Source organism: Bradyrhizobium sp. HKCCYLS3077, from assembly GCF_051167555.1.
Taxonomy (GTDB): Bacteria; Pseudomonadota; Alphaproteobacteria; order Rhizobiales; family Xanthobacteraceae; genus Bradyrhizobium.
The window spans coordinates 1-16,520 of record NZ_JBNPTH010000012.1; the positions used below are offsets into that span (position 1 = coordinate 1).

The 16,520-nt window shown below is 58.9% G+C and carries 13 protein-coding genes; 5 read left to right on the forward strand and 8 right to left on the reverse strand.

Going from position 1 to position 16,520, the window contains the following annotated elements; all coding sequences use genetic code 11:
• The 5 genes from ACQR0Z_RS33295 to ACQR0Z_RS33315 all read right to left on the reverse strand — a co-directional run.
• Positions 1-950: HAMP domain-containing protein (locus ACQR0Z_RS33295; protein WP_434921455.1), on the reverse strand; the 950-nt coding region annotated here is incomplete at its 3' end.
• Between the two features lie 35 nt (positions 951-985).
• Positions 986-1,456: a chemotaxis protein CheW gene (locus ACQR0Z_RS33300; RefSeq protein ID WP_434921456.1), complete on the reverse strand. Its 471-nt coding sequence runs from the start codon at positions 1,454-1,456 to the stop codon at positions 986-988.
• Complete coding sequence (locus ACQR0Z_RS33305) at positions 1,456-3,501, reverse strand: chemotaxis protein CheA (protein WP_434921457.1); 2,046 nt, start codon at positions 3,499-3,501, stop codon at positions 1,456-1,458. Before ACQR0Z_RS33305 ends, ACQR0Z_RS33300 begins: the two co-directional genes overlap by 1 nt.
• On the reverse strand, positions 3,498-3,863 hold the full coding sequence (locus ACQR0Z_RS33310; RefSeq protein ID WP_434860428.1) for a response regulator: 366 nt from the start codon (positions 3,861-3,863) through the stop codon (positions 3,498-3,500). The genes ACQR0Z_RS33305 and ACQR0Z_RS33310 overlap by 4 nt, the downstream gene beginning before the upstream one ends.
• On the reverse strand, positions 3,863-4,180 hold the full coding sequence (locus ACQR0Z_RS33315) for an STAS domain-containing protein (RefSeq protein WP_434860429.1): 318 nt from the start codon (positions 4,178-4,180) through the stop codon (positions 3,863-3,865). Before ACQR0Z_RS33315 ends, ACQR0Z_RS33310 begins: the two co-directional genes overlap by 1 nt.
• Before the next feature lie 1,474 nt (positions 4,181-5,654).
• Here ACQR0Z_RS33315 and ACQR0Z_RS33320 point away from each other — a divergent pair.
• Together ACQR0Z_RS33320 and ACQR0Z_RS33325 are read left to right on the forward strand one after the other, a co-directional pair.
• Positions 5,655-6,869 (forward strand): AAA family ATPase, encoded by a 1,215-nt coding sequence (locus ACQR0Z_RS33320; RefSeq protein ID WP_434921458.1) that lies wholly within the window; start codon positions 5,655-5,657, stop codon positions 6,867-6,869.
• Positions 6,866-7,420, forward strand: coding sequence for an RloB domain-containing protein (locus tag ACQR0Z_RS33325; RefSeq protein WP_434921459.1), 555 nt, complete (start codon positions 6,866-6,868; stop codon positions 7,418-7,420). Before ACQR0Z_RS33320 ends, ACQR0Z_RS33325 begins: the two co-directional genes overlap by 4 nt.
• Positions 7,421-7,464: 44 nt before the next feature.
• On the opposite strand, the gene ACQR0Z_RS33330 is transcribed toward ACQR0Z_RS33325, so the two are convergent.
• The gene (locus ACQR0Z_RS33330) at positions 7,465-7,971 is read right to left on the reverse strand and encodes a hypothetical protein (protein ID WP_434921460.1); all 507 of its coding nucleotides are present in this window, start codon (positions 7,969-7,971) and stop codon (positions 7,465-7,467) included.
• A gap of 169 nt (positions 7,972-8,140) precedes the next feature.
• Between ACQR0Z_RS33330 and ACQR0Z_RS33335 the strand changes: the two genes are divergently transcribed.
• Positions 8,141-10,426, forward strand: a complete 2,286-nt coding sequence (locus tag ACQR0Z_RS33335; protein WP_434921461.1) for a restriction endonuclease — start codon at positions 8,141-8,143, stop codon at positions 10,424-10,426.
• Between the two features lie 23 nt (positions 10,427-10,449).
• Here ACQR0Z_RS33335 and ACQR0Z_RS33340 read toward each other — a convergent pair whose 3' ends face one another.
• Together ACQR0Z_RS33340 and ACQR0Z_RS33345 are read right to left on the reverse strand one after the other, a co-directional pair.
• A complete protein-coding gene (locus tag ACQR0Z_RS33340) occupies positions 10,450-11,850 on the reverse strand; it encodes a DUF2130 domain-containing protein (protein ID WP_434921462.1) in 1,401 nt (466 codons plus the stop codon).
• Positions 11,851-12,698: 848 nt separating this feature from the next.
• Positions 12,699-13,745, reverse strand: a complete 1,047-nt coding sequence (locus tag ACQR0Z_RS33345; RefSeq protein ID WP_434921463.1) for a hypothetical protein — start codon at positions 13,743-13,745, stop codon at positions 12,699-12,701.
• A gap of 1,228 nt (positions 13,746-14,973) precedes the next feature.
• Here ACQR0Z_RS33345 and ACQR0Z_RS33350 point away from each other — a divergent pair.
• Together ACQR0Z_RS33350 and ubiA are read left to right on the forward strand one after the other, a co-directional pair.
• Entirely contained in the window at positions 14,974-15,375 is a 402-nt protein-coding gene (locus ACQR0Z_RS33350) for a RidA family protein (RefSeq protein WP_434921464.1), read from the forward strand.
• Between the two features lie 181 nt (positions 15,376-15,556).
• Positions 15,557-16,471, forward strand: coding sequence for a 4-hydroxybenzoate octaprenyltransferase (gene ubiA / locus ACQR0Z_RS33355; protein WP_434921465.1), 915 nt, complete (start codon positions 15,557-15,559; stop codon positions 16,469-16,471).
• Positions 16,472-16,520 lie beyond the last annotated feature (49 nt).

Below are 16,520 nucleotides of genomic sequence, written 5' to 3' on the forward strand. Positions count from 1 at the left end.
TTCTCGGTCTGGCTGGCGTTCTCGGCGTTCTGCTTCACGTTCGCCGCCATCTCCTCCATCGACGAGGAGGCCTCCTCGGCCGACGAGGCCTGCTCGGTCGCGCCCTGCGACAGCTGCTCGGCGCTCGCCGACAGCTCCTGGCTGCCCGCCGACACGTTGTGCGCGGCGGACAGCGCATCGGCGACGATCTGCCGGAGCTTCTCGACCATCGCATTCAAAGATTTGACCAGATCGCCGATCTCATCATTGCTGGAGATGCTGATGGTCTGGCTGAGATCACCGTTGGCGACGGCGCCGGCAAGGCCGACGGCGCGGCCAAGGGCGCGGCTGATCGTGAACGACATCCAGAGCGCCGCGGCAACGGCAATGAGTGTGGAGACCGCAGCCAGAACCGTCAGCAGGAACTGCGCACGGGCGCCCTCCTCGCGTGCCTGAGCGGCCTGGTCCGCCATGCCCTTTCTGGTGTAGGTGATATAGGCGTCCGCCGCGTCCAGCGTATCGGTGACGAGCTTCTTGCCTTCACGGACCGATCGATCCGTTGCCGCCGCCCTGTCGATCCTCGACAGCTTGATGGTCTCGTCCTCGAACGCATTCATCTTGGCGTAGGTCGCGGCGAAAGCCTCGAGCAGCTTCTTGCCGCCCTCGCTGGCCATCGCGTAGACGGCGTCCTTCGACTTGAACACGAGCTCGCGCGCCGGGCCGATGTCGGCGATGAACTGCTCGGACTCGGCGCCGGTCGTCAACAGCGCATTCTTCTCGGCGCGGACCTGGCGCAGGATTTCGATCTCGATCTCCGCAGCCTTCTCCATGCGCCCGGCGCGAAGGACAATGGCCTCCGAGACGGCGGTCAGATCGGCCAATTTCATGTAGGCGATGACGCTCGCGGCGACGGACAACACGATAATCAGTCCGAACGCGACCGCCAGCTTTGCCTTTACGGTGAATCTCATCTTCAGCCCCTCGCGTCTCGCCCCCGAGACGTATTTCAGTTCAGAATGCGTTCCATGTTCGGAACGATGACGAACTCTTCACGCCATTTGGTGATGAAGCGGATGAACTCCGGCTTCCAATGCATGCCGACACGCGGCGTCTGCTGCACGTCGGTCTGCGAGATCTCGGTGACCTCGTAGACCTTGTCCGCAGTCACGCCGACCAGAACCGGCTCGCCGTCGAGCATGAGTTCGATCACGACGATCCGGCTGTCGACCGAATGTTCGGTCGGCGGCATCCCGAAGCGGATCCGCAGGTCGGCTAGCGGAATCACATTGCCGCGGACATTGATCAGGCTCGGCACGTAAGCCTTGGCGCCGGCGACCTTGGTCTCCGGCACGGGATCGATGATCTCGCGCACCAGGCCGGCGTCGAGTGCGAACTTCTCCTCGCCGAGACCGATCATGACGACCTGCATGGCGCCGGCGGCGTGGGCTCCGGCTGGCTGCGTCGGTGATGCAGTCATCAGGCGGCCTCGTTCATTTGCAGTTTCTCGGCCTGCGACTGCGCGAGCGCGACGAGCTGCCCGACATCGAGGATCAGCGCCGCGGTGCCATCACCCAGGATGGTTGCACCGGAGAAGATGGTCACATCGGAATGCAGCTTGGACAGCGACTTGATGACGGTCTGGTGGTTGCCGATGATCTGATCGGCGACCAGGCCGACGCAGGTGTCGCCGGTCGAGATGATGATGGTCTTCTGATGCTCCTCGGCCTCGCCGTCCATCTGCAGCACCTCCCGGAGCCGCAGGAACGGCACCAGTCCGCCGCGCACATTGAGGAAGCTGCGGCCGCGCGAGCGCTGATCGGCCGCCGTCAGCTCCACGCATTCCTCGACCGCCGACAGCGGAATGATGTAGCGGCCGGCGCCGACTCGAATCAGGAGTCCCTCGATGATCGCCAGCGTCAGCGGCAACCTCAGCGTGACCGTCGTCCCCTCGCCGGGCCTCGTGATCAGATCGATCGAGCCGCGCATGTTCTCGATGGTCTTCTTGACCACATCCATGCCGACACCACGCCCGGACAGGGCGGACACCGTTTGCGCGGTCGAGAATCCAGGATGAAACAGCAGCTGATGGATTTCATGATCGGTCAGCGCCGCACCCGGCGCGATCAGTCCCTGTTCCTCTGCCTTGGCCCGAATGCGACGGGTATCGAGGCCGCCGCCATTGTCGCTCACGGTCACCAGAACCTGCGCCCCGGCATGAACGGCGGACAGTTCGATGCGGCCCTGAGCGGGCTTGCCAGCCGCGGCACGCCGTCCGGCATCCTCGATGCCGTGATCGATCGCGTTGCGGATCAGATGCACGAGCGGATCGGCGAGGCACTCGATCATGGTCTTGTCGAGTTCGGTGTCCTCGCCGGTGGTCACGAACTCCACCGGCTTGGCGAGCTCGCGCGACAGATCGTGCACCAGGCGCCGGAAGCGCCCGAACAACGAGCCGATTGGCACCATGCGCGCGCCCATCGTGGTGTCGCGCAGGCTTGCCGCGAGACGCTCGATCTCCTCGGCAATCAGCTTGATCGAGAGGTCGGAGCCCGTCGCCGCGAGCTGGCTCAGCCGTGCCTGGGCGATCACGAGCTCGCCAACCCGGTCCATCAGTTCGTCGAGACGCTCGGCCTGCACCCGGACGGTCGCGATGCCGCGCTCTTCGTTGCGCTTCGGCTCCTCGCGCCGGGGCTCGGCGGGTAGAGCAGGTCGCTCGGCGACCGCAGCATCCGGCGGGGCACACACGGGCACGGTCGCAGACGACGGCGGCTCGCTGTCCGCCTCCTGCAGCAAGGGGGCAAACTCCGGAAGTTCGACGCGGGCCATCGGCGTGATGCCGAGCTTCATTTCGTCGAGCACGAACATGAAGACATCCTCGATCGCGGCCTTGTCGCAATCGGAGGACAGCGTCACCTCCCATTTGAGATAACAGTCCTCGGGCTCGAGGGCGTCGAGCAGGGGAATGTCGGCGGTGATCGGCACGGCGAAGCAAGGCCCGAGCTTGGCCAGATCTTCGAGCATGTCGAGCGGATTGGAGCCGTTGCGCAGGATCTGCGCATCGAATTCCAGCCGCAGCAGCCAGCCCGCCGCATGGTGCTCGGACGGCACCGCCGCAGGCCTGTCCGGCGTGGATTCGAAGGCCGGGATGCCGGGCGCGACGAGCTGCTTCAATTCGTCCAGAATGGCGTCGCCGATGATGGAATCGACAGTCTCCGGCGCGTGGATCAGGGCGCGGATGTAGTCCTTGGCCGCGAGCCCCACCGAGATGAGTTCCTGGGTCGGCTTGACTTCACCTCGGCGGATCAGCTCGAAGGCCGTCTCGAACTCGTGGGTGAACGCGGCGACCTTGTCGAAGCCGAACATGGCGCCTGAGCCCTTGATCGTGTGCAGGGCGCGAAAGGCGGCGTCGATCAGCTCGCGGTCGTCGGGGCGCTGGCAGAGATCGAGCAGCGAGCCTTCGAGGGTCTCGAACAATTCGGAGGCTTCCTGCCGGAAGACCTCGACAGGGTCCACGCTGTTCATGCCCGCACCAGTTTGCCGACCACGGCGAGCAGCTGCTCGGGCTTGAAGGGTTTTGTGATCCAGCCGGTGGCCCCGGCGCTCTTGGCCTCCTGCTTCACCGCATCGTTGGACTCGGTGGTGAGGAACAGGATCGGCATCCCGGTCAGGGTGCGCTCCTTGCGCAGCGCGCGGATCAACTCGAGTCCATTCATCGCCGGCATGTTGAGGTCGGTGATGACGATATCGGGACGGCTGGTCTGCGCCTTCGCTAGTCCCTGGACGCCGTCGCCGGCTTCGATCACTTGATGCCCGGCTGGCTCAAGCGTCACCTTGACCATCTGCCGGATGCTGGGGGAGTCGTCGACAGTCAGGACGATCGCCATCAGGTGCTAGCCTTATCTTTGGAGACATGTTTCGGCGGCGCCGCGCGCAGAACGCCCGCGCGCTGCAGGATGCGCCGAAGGTTTTGGGAGAACGAGGTCAGGATCACCGATCGACCTTGCGCCGCGCCGGTCATCGTGGTGGAGAGCAGGAGCTGAATCGACGTCACATCGGCTTTGACGACATCGGAGCAATCGATCTCGAGCGGGCGCTGCCCATCGAACGCTTCTCGGATCTGATCATGCACGCCGCGTATCGCCGCGATGCTGCAATCAGCCGGGAGCCGCAGCGATCGCCGCGACTCGATTGTATCTTGCATTGCTGATCTTTCCCACGCCCTCGGGTTGCAACAAAAATAAACTTCAACCCGACTGGAAACGAGTTTCGCCCCTGCCCGTAATAAAAAACTTAACCGATTACCTCCTCGAAGCCGCTGAACACTACCTAGAATTGTAACGTTGACCTCGCTTGCTCAAATGCCGAGTGGCGAAAATGTGTCGTTTGATAGGCGAACAAACACACTTTTCAGCGTCTCGACTGAACTTCAGCTACGCCCGAGGGTTGTGCAGTGCGGTATTTTCGCATAGCTACCATGTTACCAAAGCATGCGGCGTGTTAGTCCAACGACCAAAGCGGCCTTGTGTTCGAGACGCGCCAGCCGATGACGTCACGTGTGGACTGTCGTCCAGGGGGCGGTCGATGGATTGCAGCCGGGGGATGGCGGATTCCGGATTTTGGTCAGGTTGATCATGAAAGCGGCGTGCTCTACGTCCATGCGAGCCCGGATGGATGCAAAGGCATCGTCCAATGCGGCGCTGAACCGTTCGCGCGCAGCAGCGTTCTGGACGTCAAGCTTGCGCTGCTCGTCGTCGCCATGAACCTGAGCGCGCACTCATGGATGCGCTCGGCGAGGTCGGTTTTCTCGACCTCACCCCGCCTGCTTCGTTGTCGCGACCGTCCTCGGGGTGAACGCACAGCGGCAGCGTCGACATGTAGTCGCGGATCGCGGCCCTGCTCTCGCAACTGGTCGAGTTGCTGCACGATCTCGACGCCTTCGGCCGTCGCTGCGGAGCGGCTGGTAGCTTTGCAATTCAGCCATGATCCGCTTCCGATCGGCAGATCGTGTCCCGGGTGTGGTGCAACTCGGCAGACGTTCGATGAGCAGGGCGGAGCCGGGTCGACCCTCCCACGTTTCCGGGCCGAGCATCGTCAAGAGCGGCGCAAAGGTGTGAGTGCAGGTGACGAGGAGGCTGCCGAAGCAATCCGAGATCTTGTCGAGACGGTGACGGTGTCGAGAGATGACACACGCCCGGGCGGGGTCTGTGTCGAAATTGCAGGCCGTCTCAACTCGCTGATCGGCGGTGAGGCATGCCTGAGCAGAGTGAGGGGAGTGGGGTGACCGTTGGTAGCGGGGGAACGCTACCGCCTTTCCCCACACCAACCAAACTTGCGATATCTTATCCAGTCATTCGCCTAAATCTTGCCGACGCATACATACCGCCCGCGCCTTCAGGCTTATGCGCGCTCAAACATGGCTTTGGGATCGGGTGGTTGCGGGGGCGTGCAACCATCTCAAGTTGCTGCTCGAAACGACTGCTTGAGCGACCAACCCACTAAGACGTTTGAAATATGAACTAGAGGTTCTATCGCTCAACCTGCACATGTTACCTCCCTGACAGACTCGCCAAGGGCATAGAGCCCTTTGGATGCACCTCTGCGGGTGAAAGCACCGTAAAACTTGCAACTCTGGAATTATAGACCCATATTGGGAGCATCGAAGAAAGATCTTTGACATGCTCTACAGGCTGGAACTCGAAAACTTCTACTCCGTCAGGAAGCCACAGGTCGTCGACCTGCGGGTCGGCAAAGGCGTCCCAGAAGCGCCAGGCCGTTTCGAGCCCCTTTTCCCAGAATCAAAAGAGCGCGCACCGCGCATAGTCGCGATTTTTGGGCCGAATGCATCCGGGAAATCAACGATTCTGCGAGCGCTGGCTTTCATAGGCTGGTTCATTCATGGCTCGTTCCAACTTCCGCCGGGGACGAGTTTGCCTTGTGAACGGTTCAATGACGCAGAAGGACAGGAGCTTCCGCTAAGGCTTGCATTAGAGGCCAGCGGCCCCCTCGATCTGCTCGCAACCGAGCTCGACGAGACCACCGAATACGGCGCCTGGCGGTATGAGCTTGAAATCGTCAAGCTGGACAATCGCTACATCGTGAGAACCGAGGCTCTTCGGCAGCGCGCCAATGGGCGAGGCAAATGGACACGCGTGTTCGAACGCGTCGGAGACAGCGTTCAGGCGAGCAAGGTGTTTGGCCTGAGTGGCTTCAGCAAGGTCATCGACAAGGTTCGCGATAATGCGAGCCTAATTGCAACCTTGGCGCAGTTTGATCATCCCCTTTCGCTTAAGCTCAGAGAAGTCGCTCTTACGATCGGAGGCAACATCTCCGGAAGCGATCGTAACGAGCTGACGGACACCAGTGCCATCCAGTACTACGCCACTAATAGCTCGGTCGTGGAAGCCCTCAATCGGGAGATCCAACGAATCGACCTCGGCATCCGTAAGATGGAAGTTGTACCGCAGGCGACCGGCCCTATGGCCTTTTTCGAGCACGAAGGGCTTCAATCACCTATGCCTTGGGGGTTGGAAAGCCACGGGACACGAAGCTTCATCAAGAATTTCCCGTGGTTGTACATCGGATTGTTCCGTGGGGGCATCGTCCTGATCGATGAAATCGACGTGTCGATACACCCGCTGGTGCTGCCGGAGATTATCCGGTGGTTTGCAGATCGGCAGAAGAACCCGCACGGCGCCCAGCTTTGGGTCACTTGCCACTCGGCCTCGCTGCTCGAGGAGCTTCTGAAGGAAGAGGTCTTCTTCTGCGAGAAGGACTCTCAGGGCCAAACCAGCATCTACGGGATGCAGGATATCGAGAATGTCCGGCGGACGGATAATCGATACCGCAAGTATCTGTCGGGTGCTTACGGCGCGGTGCCGCAAATCGGATGAGCCGCCGCCGCATCGCCCGGATCCCGCAGCGGAAACCCATCTTCCTCGGAGGCGAAGGCCAAAGCGAGGAAGGGTATGGGGCGCTTCTCAACCGCCTGGCAAAAGAAGTCGACACCGTCCACATCCATATCCTTGCCGAGTCGTTACAGCCAGGCGCTGGAGATCCTCAAGCGCTGGTCCTTCGCGCAGTGCAGCGAATCACGGACCTTGAAAGGCGCCGAGACACTTTTGCAGCCAAGGCCCTTTTTCTCGATCGCGGCACCGCGCAAAAGAACGAAGCAGCTGAAGCTCTCGCCAAGCGGAACGGAATCGATTTGATTTGGCAGGAGCCCGATTTTGAAGCGTTTCTCCTCCATCACCTGCCGGGTTGCCAAAAACTCCGACCTCCGCCAGGCGAGAGCATGCCTGCGCTGCTTCGTCATTGGCCCGGTTATCAGAAGGGAATGCCTGCCCTACAGTTGGCAAAGCGGATAACGCTCACCGAAATTCGTCTGGCAGCAACGGTTGAGCCAGGACTGCATGAGCTGTTGAAGAAGCTTGGCTTGAGCTAGAATATTACCGATATCAGCTGAGCGCGAGGGCTGAGCGCCTCCCTCTAGGCATAGCCGATATTTAGGAGACTTTTCGGATCGACGCCATTCGCCCGACAATAGGCTTCGAGCTCCGAAACCCCACGGCCTGTATTTTCGAACAGCTTGCTATCGCCTCTTGTAAGAGACACCTCCCAGTGGTTACGACCATAGGTGTTGAGCAGCCTTTTATTAGGCTTGTACAACTCGTCGGCTGTTATCGTCCGCTTGCTCTTCTTTGAGTGACGATGCATGTCAACATGACGCTCTAACAATTCTCTGAGCACGAACTCCTCTAGTCTTCGTTTGATGGCTGAGATATTGGGGCGCTCCGATTCCGGCGGCATCATCCGAATTGCTTGCCGAAGACCATCAAATCCCTTGCCGCGGTACTCGTAATCCTGCAGCGCGCCGCGTATCCATTGGGATTGCCAGAGTGCATCCACCACCATCAGCGCAATTTGTCGGTCGTGCTCTTCCCGAAGTGCACTCTCCTCGTCAGTCTCATCACGATCCGCCTTATTGGCTTTCACTATATCCCTCCCGATCCATCACAAAGACAAGAAGCGCTCGGTGCGCCATAGGTTTTGAAGGCACCGAAAGCGGCTCAACACGCCTAGATTGACAGCTCCAATGCCACGCCCCCACCAAAATGTGTTATAATTGCAGCACAACCGACCAAGAGAATCAACGAAAGCCGTTATGAATTACAACTTCAGTCCTCTTTCGCCGCCAGACTTCGAGGATCTGTCGACCGACCTACTGGGCAAAGAACTGGGCGTTCGGTTTGAGGTCTTTTCTCCTGGTCCCGACGGCGGCGCGGACGGGAGGCATAGTAAAGGTCAGGACAAGCTTATCCTCCAAGCGAAGCATTTCGCGGGCTCTCCTGTCGCAAAACTCCTTGCCCAGCTTCGACAGGAGCGCCCAGCGATCGACAGGCTGGCTGCAACACGTTATCTGCTGACCACCTCCTGCCGACTCTCAAAACTGAATAAGGACACTATTAAAGAGACGATTGGCAGCTCGCTTCAGCATACCAGTGATATCTTCGGACCGCGCGAACTCAATGCACTTCTCCGAAAATACCCGGATATTCAGAAATCCCACATAAAGCTTTGGCTATCCGGCGCGCCAATGCTTGAGCGCATCCTGCATGCGGCTTCTCACACTTTCACGGCGATCACCCGCGAAGAGATTGACGCAAAAATACGAGTATTCGCCTCGAACCCCAGCTATGATCAGGCTTTGAAGCGGCTGGCCAGCAACAACGTCCTGATAATATCGGGCCCTCCGGGCGTCGGAAAGACCACGCTGGCTGAAATGGTCACCTTCGCTTTCCTTGCTGAAGGGTGGGATCTGGTCGGCATCCGGAATCTGGATGATGGATTTCTCAATCTAAACGACCACAAGAAGCAGGTATTTCTGTTCGATGACTTCCTGGGCCGCGTCGCGCTCGACAAAGACGCTCTGGTCCACAAAGACTCACAAATCTCGAAGTTCATTAAGAGAGTTCGATCGTCCCCACATGCGAAATTCATCCTCACCACTCGAGCCTACATCTTTGAGGAAGCGCGCCGAATCTCCGAGTATCTCGCGGACAACTCTCTGGATGTCTCCAAGTATGTTTTGGACGTTGGCGTCTATACCAGGCGGATAAGGGCACGGATTCTATACAACCATCTGCTCTCTTCTGGGACCTCCCTCGCGCATGTAGCAGCTCTAATTGAGAGTAAAACACTGGCGGACATTGTCGATCACAAAAATTATAATCCCCGGATAGTTGAGTGGATGACGGATAGAACTCAGCTAAATGACGTTGATGCCGCCAGCTATCCGGCGGCATTCCTCAATGCTCTGACAAATCCCGAAGATTTGTGGAACATCGCCTTCAGGAAGCATATCCCCCCAGCTTGCCGACATCTCCTCATTGCTTTGTTTTTCGGCTCTGAGTTTCGAGAGTCTATAGATCAGCTACGTGAGTCATTTGAGCTCCTGCACTTGGTTCTCAGCGCGAAGCATGGTCAGAGCACCGATCCAAAGGATTTCGAAGAGTCTCTGCGCATCCTCGAAGGAGGATTCATCGCGATCTCAGGCGATCACGTCAGCTTTATAAACCCCTCATTGCGAGATTTCTTAACTAAGTATTTAAACGATTTACCTCTCCTCATCGATTGCGCCCGTTCGGCCAGTCGCGCCAACTGGGCTCGCAACGTATGGAACCTGTGGAAGCATGAGAGAGGTGACCCTAATTCCCGGCGGCTCGCGATTAGCTTCTTGGAGCCGGCAAAGCGCTTCTTAGTGCTTCCCGTCTTCCACAGAAAGCAGGAGCGGGACGGATGGCGGATCTATAATATTGATCTCTCCTACGTGGACCGAATATCCTTGCTTTTGGAATGGTTTGATCACACAGAGGAATATCGATTCGCTGAGCTGGCGACAAACCTTGGCTCCAGTCCGTCCGAGCGATTCGACGTCTGGCAAGATGGTCGCGACGCCGTAGAGTTGATGTGTGATTTGATTAATTCATGCTATCCGGCCCTCACTGAGACTCAGAGGGAGTCGCTGATCGCTAACTTGGAAGGCGTCATCCTTGATATTTTGACCAGGCCAATGCAGATCGACGATCTAGAGATGATATCCGATGCGATCGAACGCCATAGGGACGATATACCGCACCAGATCTTGGATGGTGTAGATGACGCTATTCGCGCGAACTTGCGCGAGACCTCCGATTACCTGACGGACGTCGATGCAGAATCTGTTTTAGACGATCACGAGAAGTCTATTCGCAAATTGGCGGAGCGAGCAAAGGTGAGCGAGTCTGAACTCGCCTCTGCCGTTGCAGACGTACATAGACGAATAGAACATCTTGCTGAGAATCCTCCCTTGAGCCATTCAGAGCCCAGTCCCGGTCTTTCGCGAGCAGTTGACAGCTTCTCAAACGCCGACCTTTACGGTTTGTTCGCTTCCCTGGTTCGGCGGGATTGATGCGCGACACATGAAATATTGCCTTATTCAGCTGCCTGACCCTTCAGCTCCGCAAATTTGGCCGCCATCGTCGGATTGCCCCGAGTCAGCTTCTTGATCGTGACATCCTGAGCCTTGTCATTCGCAAGCCGCAGGTTACGGTCCGCGCCGATCAGCGCATCCCTCGTTTTCTGGAGGTGATCGATGGACTTGTCGATCTCGGCGATCGCCGTCTGGAAATGCCGTGAGGCAAGATCGTAGTTCTTGGCGAACCCGTTCTTGAATGTCTCCAACTGGTTCTCAAACTGCGTGATGTCGATGTTCTGCGCCTTAACCAGCGCCAGCTCATTCCTATACTTCAACGAGTTGACAGAGGCATTCCGCAGAAGTGTGATCATCGGCAAGAAGAACTGCGGCCGAATGACGTACATCTTCGGATAACGGTGGAAGACGTCGACAATTCCAGAATTGTAGAGTTCGCTGTCAGGCTCGAGCAGCGAGACCAGGATCGCGTATTCGCAGCCCTTCTCAGTGCGATCCCGATCGAGCTCCTTTAGAAAATCCTCGTTCTTGCTCTTCGTCGTGGTTCGATCGCTCTCGTTCTTCATCTCGAACATGATAGAGATGATCTCGGTGCCGGCCTCATCAGTGTCGCGGAAGATATAATCGCCCTTGCTGCCGGTCCGCACGTCGTTGTCCTTTTCAAAGTAAGCCCTCGGAAACGCCATCGAGCGCACCCGGTTGAACTCTGTCTCGCAGTGCTGTTCAAGGGTTTCTCCGACCATCTTGGTCGAGAGGCGGGCCTTCATATCTTTAAGGCGCTCGATCGCGTCATCGCGATCCTTGATCTGCGTTTCGTACTTGTCCTTCAGGGACTGCTCGGACAGCTGCTTCTCGAGCTGCACCTGCTTGATGCCGCTCTTCAGCTCATCGCGCTCCTTTTCGAGAGCGCCAACGGCTTCGGTCACAGCGAGCTTCTTCTCAAGCTCGACAGCCTGAAGCTTGGCCTTCAGCTCGCGGATCTCCTCCTCCTTGGCAGCAGACACCTTGTGAACCTCGGTTGCCAGAAGAGCCTCGGCAAGCTCGGATGCCGCCTTCTTCTCGCGCTCGGCTTGGGCAAGCGCGTTGGCAAGCCCGTCACGCTCCTTCTCCACGACGCTAAGCGCTTGGGTGACGGCGAGCCGCTGGGACACCTCGCTCGCCTCAAGCCTGACCGTCAATTCCTGGATTTCGGCATCCTTCGCGGCCGCGGTCTTCTGCAGATCGCCGCTCAGCTTGGTCTTGGCCAGCTCAACAGCGTTCTCCTTGTCGCGCTCGGCCAATTCCAACCGGTCGTGCAGCTGCTTTTCAAAGTCGGCATCACGGACCTGCTTCAGGATCTCGGCGTAGCCGGATTCGTCGACCTTGAAAGCCTTGTCACAGTGAGGACAGATGATCTCGTGCATTTTTCCTGTCCGAATGTTGAGGCAGCTGCGGTTGTCCAAAAAGGGGAACCTGCTCCGACCGGCCAGAAATGGCGGCGCGGCAGAGGTTCGCCCGATAACAAGAACAAAAATAGAACATTTCGGATTGCACGGTCAAGCCATGCACAACGGCAACGGGCGTTTTTCCCCGGGTTTCCGATATGGGCGAGCTGGACAGGAGGGGGCACGGACGACGACTGACCAGTCGCCTAGGTAAAGGAAAACCCGATATCCTTTACTTGCCGGCGTCCCAAGGAAAGGAAGCCTCCTTAAGCTGTGCGTCACGGCCATGTCGGTAATGGCCGCCGGCTCTGTTGGTGAGAACCGGAAGTAGCCGCGGGGGAAGCCGGCAACTCCCTCAAAGGAAGTCCGGAAAGCCCGATAACGGCTCCTCGCGCCTGTAAGGCATCCTGTTGAAGCGTCCTGGACGGTCTCGTGGAGGCAGCCCTCCCTCCGGACCACCGGGCGCTGCACGCCTTCTTGCATAGAAGCCAGTGACCTCCCATGTGACGGTCAGCACCAAATGACTTCCACACCCGATCGTCCGGCGGAGCACCTTGAGATAGGGGAAGGCATTTCTGCAGGCTGAATGACCGCGACCAGACACTAGCCTGGCAACGGACAGTGTCACTGGTCTGCTCGGCGACCCGTTGATGCTGCTAATGATGCGGTCGCTGGCCGCGCCGGCGATGCTGACGCCACTCACGACCAGCGTAGTAGCTTTCGTACCGTGGACTTCCAGTGCAACGCTGATGCCCGCATTTTTGCTCGCCGATTTGGTCAAGACCCGTATCGCACCAAGAGCTTGCTCCGAGACGAAGCGGCAACGGTCAGAATGAACCCGCGCGCCTCGCGTGAACTCCGGCAGCGAGCAACAGCGCCACTGCCATCGGATCAAGAACGGCAACGAGCGCCAGCGTGAGCAACCGGACGGCTCGCTCAAAGTCCGTAGCGGGTATACCAATCAGCTCGGCGAGATATCGTATCGGTCCGACCTCGGCCTCGGCACGCCTGCGTTGCGCGTCAATCTTGGCTTTTTCGATCTGTAGATTAGCGAGAGCCTGGGACTCACGTTGGCGTTCCGCCGCGATGTCGGCACGTTCGCGACGCCTCTGGTCAGCAATCGTCATCGCTCCGACGGGCCGGCCAAGGCGTGTTGCCTCGTCGATGGCTGCGTCGATCTGGGCAATGCGCCGGTCAATGTCGGTGACCACTCGGCTCTGCATCCCGAGGCGGGCCTCAACGTCTGCGGTTCTGTCGGCAAGGGTGAGATCTATGGATGCCATATGGTCGAGGTGAGCGCGGGTGAGAAAGCCGAATACGCCAACGGCGTTCAGGCCCATCAACACGCCAATCATCAGGACGAGGACGAACCTCAGGAGGGACGGCGCAGACATCCAATGCTCCGTCAGCCAAGCCGCCGCCACGAGCTTTCCGGCCTCCAGCACGGCGCCCATGATGATGACAGGCCAGAAGGCTCCGGCAAAGATCGCGGTTAGGCCGTCGATGGAAAAGGCGGCCGATACACAAGCCAGCGCCAGAGCCACGATCAAGGCGGCGAGCTTGACGCGTGTCGGGGAACGATGGGATTCCTCCGCTCTGGACATCCCTGTGACGCCGGCGCCGTCCGTAACGCCGGCGGTACCATCTGGAACGGTCGGTGTTACGGTCTCCGTTACAATGATCGCTTCAGCGTTACGACTGATCAGGCCCGCGCGCTCCCAGGCTTTCAGGCGACGACTGGTCCGCATCCTATTCCACCCCCATTGGCGCCCGAGCTCAGCGGCGCTGACCGTCACGTGTCGCTCGGGCTGGGAGCGCAACCAGGCCAGCGCCTCCATGTCATCGAATGGATGGGGCGGAACGGACTCGGTCATAATCAGATGCTGCTCCTTGCATCTCGGACCCGCGCGATCGGAGACGCGCGAAATGCCGGCTGCTCCAAAACGATGACACTGACCTTCGCGACCGGAACGGGGAGCTGCCTGCTCGGACCGGGATCGGTCATCCCTCCCGCCCGCCCGGTCGAGACAATACGGAGAGGCCCTGCGCAGTGGAGCCGGATGGCCGGCGATTCTGACCGCCGCTTGGCGAAGGCGGATCAAGTCTCGCGAGCCCTGCCCTACGCGCAGGTGTCCCGCAAAGGTGGCATGTCCGAAGCCAGAGCAGAACGGCCCAATTGCGCGACGTGGCACGCTACAGCCCTCCCCCTTAATGGCCACCATGCGCGCTGCGGCTGCCGACCTGCCGCCGATCGACACGCGATCTGAGCCATCCGTACCGGCGATTTGCCTGCGGCTTTAACACCAGTTTTACTCGATACAGGACCGGTCCGTGTTCAATTGATGCTGGTGAGCACTCCGACATTCCATCTCGGATCTGTGGACAAATAGCATCGCCAATTCAGTTCGATCATTCTGGATTCTGTCGATAGATCGCTAAGACCCTGCGCTCGGATACCAATGGTCCGACCGGAGCCGTAGCAGAGACGCTGCCTGAAACTCACTACCCGTGTAGCTACCGCGCGGTGTCTAAGCGCAGTTTAGCATGTGATTGGAGAGGAGCGACCGTAGGGCGGGTTCGACGGCAAGATAAAAGCGCCTCTCCGCGGCGTAGATTCGGCGGTCGTAAGCTCTTGTACTCACTCGTCACAGTATGGCACTGCTCCGATACCCGCAGTGTTATTAGGAGAAAAAAGACGCAAGAGATCAACGCCCCGAGTGGCACTAATCGCAGCTTGGCGAACTGGCTCGCAGAACATACAGCCGTGAACCGATGGAAATCAGCTGCCGTACCATCGCAGTTCGGCGGCCTTGACCGCGGTCCGGCTGGCCCAGTGGCCTCTACCAGCTGACGGCTTCTAATGAGGACGGCTGCACTAATCGCAGATTGAAGTAGCGCGGCAGGTCAGGTTTAATGAACGACAGAAGCGATCCTGGCTGATCAGAGGCGACTCGATCGGACCATCTTGCACCCACTGGCCGGTGCTTGCGACGTCTGCCATCGGTGCGCTACCGGGCTTTGGCAACCTTCCGAAGGACAGGGCCGCTTTTGACCTTTGCAGATCTCACATGGCGGGCTTAGATCCCGACGAGGGAAAGTAGGATGTCAGAAGTCAGATTCATCAATCCACCCGAACTGGAGAAGCCGCCCGGATATTCTCACGTCGTTGATGTTCGGAGCAGCCGACTGATCTTCCTGTCGGGTCAGGCGGCATTCGATTTAAACGGCGAAATTGTCGGCGGCACTGATCTCGAAGCTCAGGCTGACCAAGCCTTCAAGAACGTTTCGATTGCTCTTGCTTCTGTCGGCTGCCCGGCGGGAAATCTTATCAAACTGACTGTGTTCATGCGCGACATAAGCAAATTGGCCGAATACCGGCGAGCCAGAGACCGTTTCCTCACCAGCGTTGAGCCCGCTGCGGCACCGGCGATCACGCTGGTCGAAGTTTCACGACTGTTCGCAGAAGCGCTTCTGATAGAGATCGAAGGGATTGCAGCTGCCTAAGGTCCAAGAGAAAGTTCTATCCCTCTCGGATCTTTCGGGTGGCCCAGGACCATGTCCGCTGATGGCATTCAACCGGAAGCAAGCAACTATAGAAGCGAAGTTCCACTTTTGACCCGTAGCGGTCCATGTGCGCTTCTGGCAGACTTGGTCCAAACGTCTCCGCACGACTGTGATCGCTATCATGACGACTTCGAGCCGCGAGGACCTGAGTGATATTCAGCCAGGCGATTGGGTGGATCGCCGGTTGCCAATCGCTTGGCGGCCCTATGCTCGGCTCGCACGGCTGGACCGCCCGGTAGGCATATGGCTGACGTTGCTCCCCTGTTGGGCGGCGCTCATTCAGGCGGCGCATGGCGTACCTCACCTGAGAACGGCCGTGATATTCACCCTGGGCGCGCTTCTCATGAGGAGCGCAGGATCCACGATCAACGACATCGCGGATCGCAATTACGATGGCCATGTCGAACGGACCCGGCTTCGTCCTCTGGCATGCGGCCAAATTGATACAACGCAGGCCACTGTCTTTCTTTGCGCTCAGCTGGTGCTCTCCGGATTGCTCCTACTTCTATTGACGCCTTACACACGCTTGATCGCCATTTGCGTATTGCCGCTGGTTTTCATCTATCCGTTCTGTAAACGGATAACGCATTGGCCTCAGGCGGTTTTGGGGGCAGCGTTCAATTGGGGGATGCTAATGGCCTGGGCCGAGATCGGCGGGCACATTCCGGCGGGCGCGGTGCTGATGTGGTTTGGGGCCATTGCATGGCAGATCGGCTACGATACCGTCTACGCCTATGTCGATGTGAAGGACGACGTTCGGCTCGGCCTTAAGTCGACTGCGATTTTCTTCGGTGCTCACGGCAAGATTTGCGTTGGCCTGTGCTACGCGTGCGCGGTTTCCGCATGGGCGCTCGGCGGCTGGATGTTGGAAATGTCGAGCGTATACGCCGTTGGCGTGGCGGTGATAGCCGGCCATCTTGCGTGGCAGACTTGGCAGCTTGACCTAAAGCGCCCAGCAGTAAACTTCGGTCTGTTCCTCACTAATGTTCTGACAGGAGCGCTTCTGGCGGGTGCTGCGCTTGTTGGAACTTGGTAGCGCTACCAAACGGATCCAGCTTTGGCCCGTGGAGCTGTCGTTTGGCGCG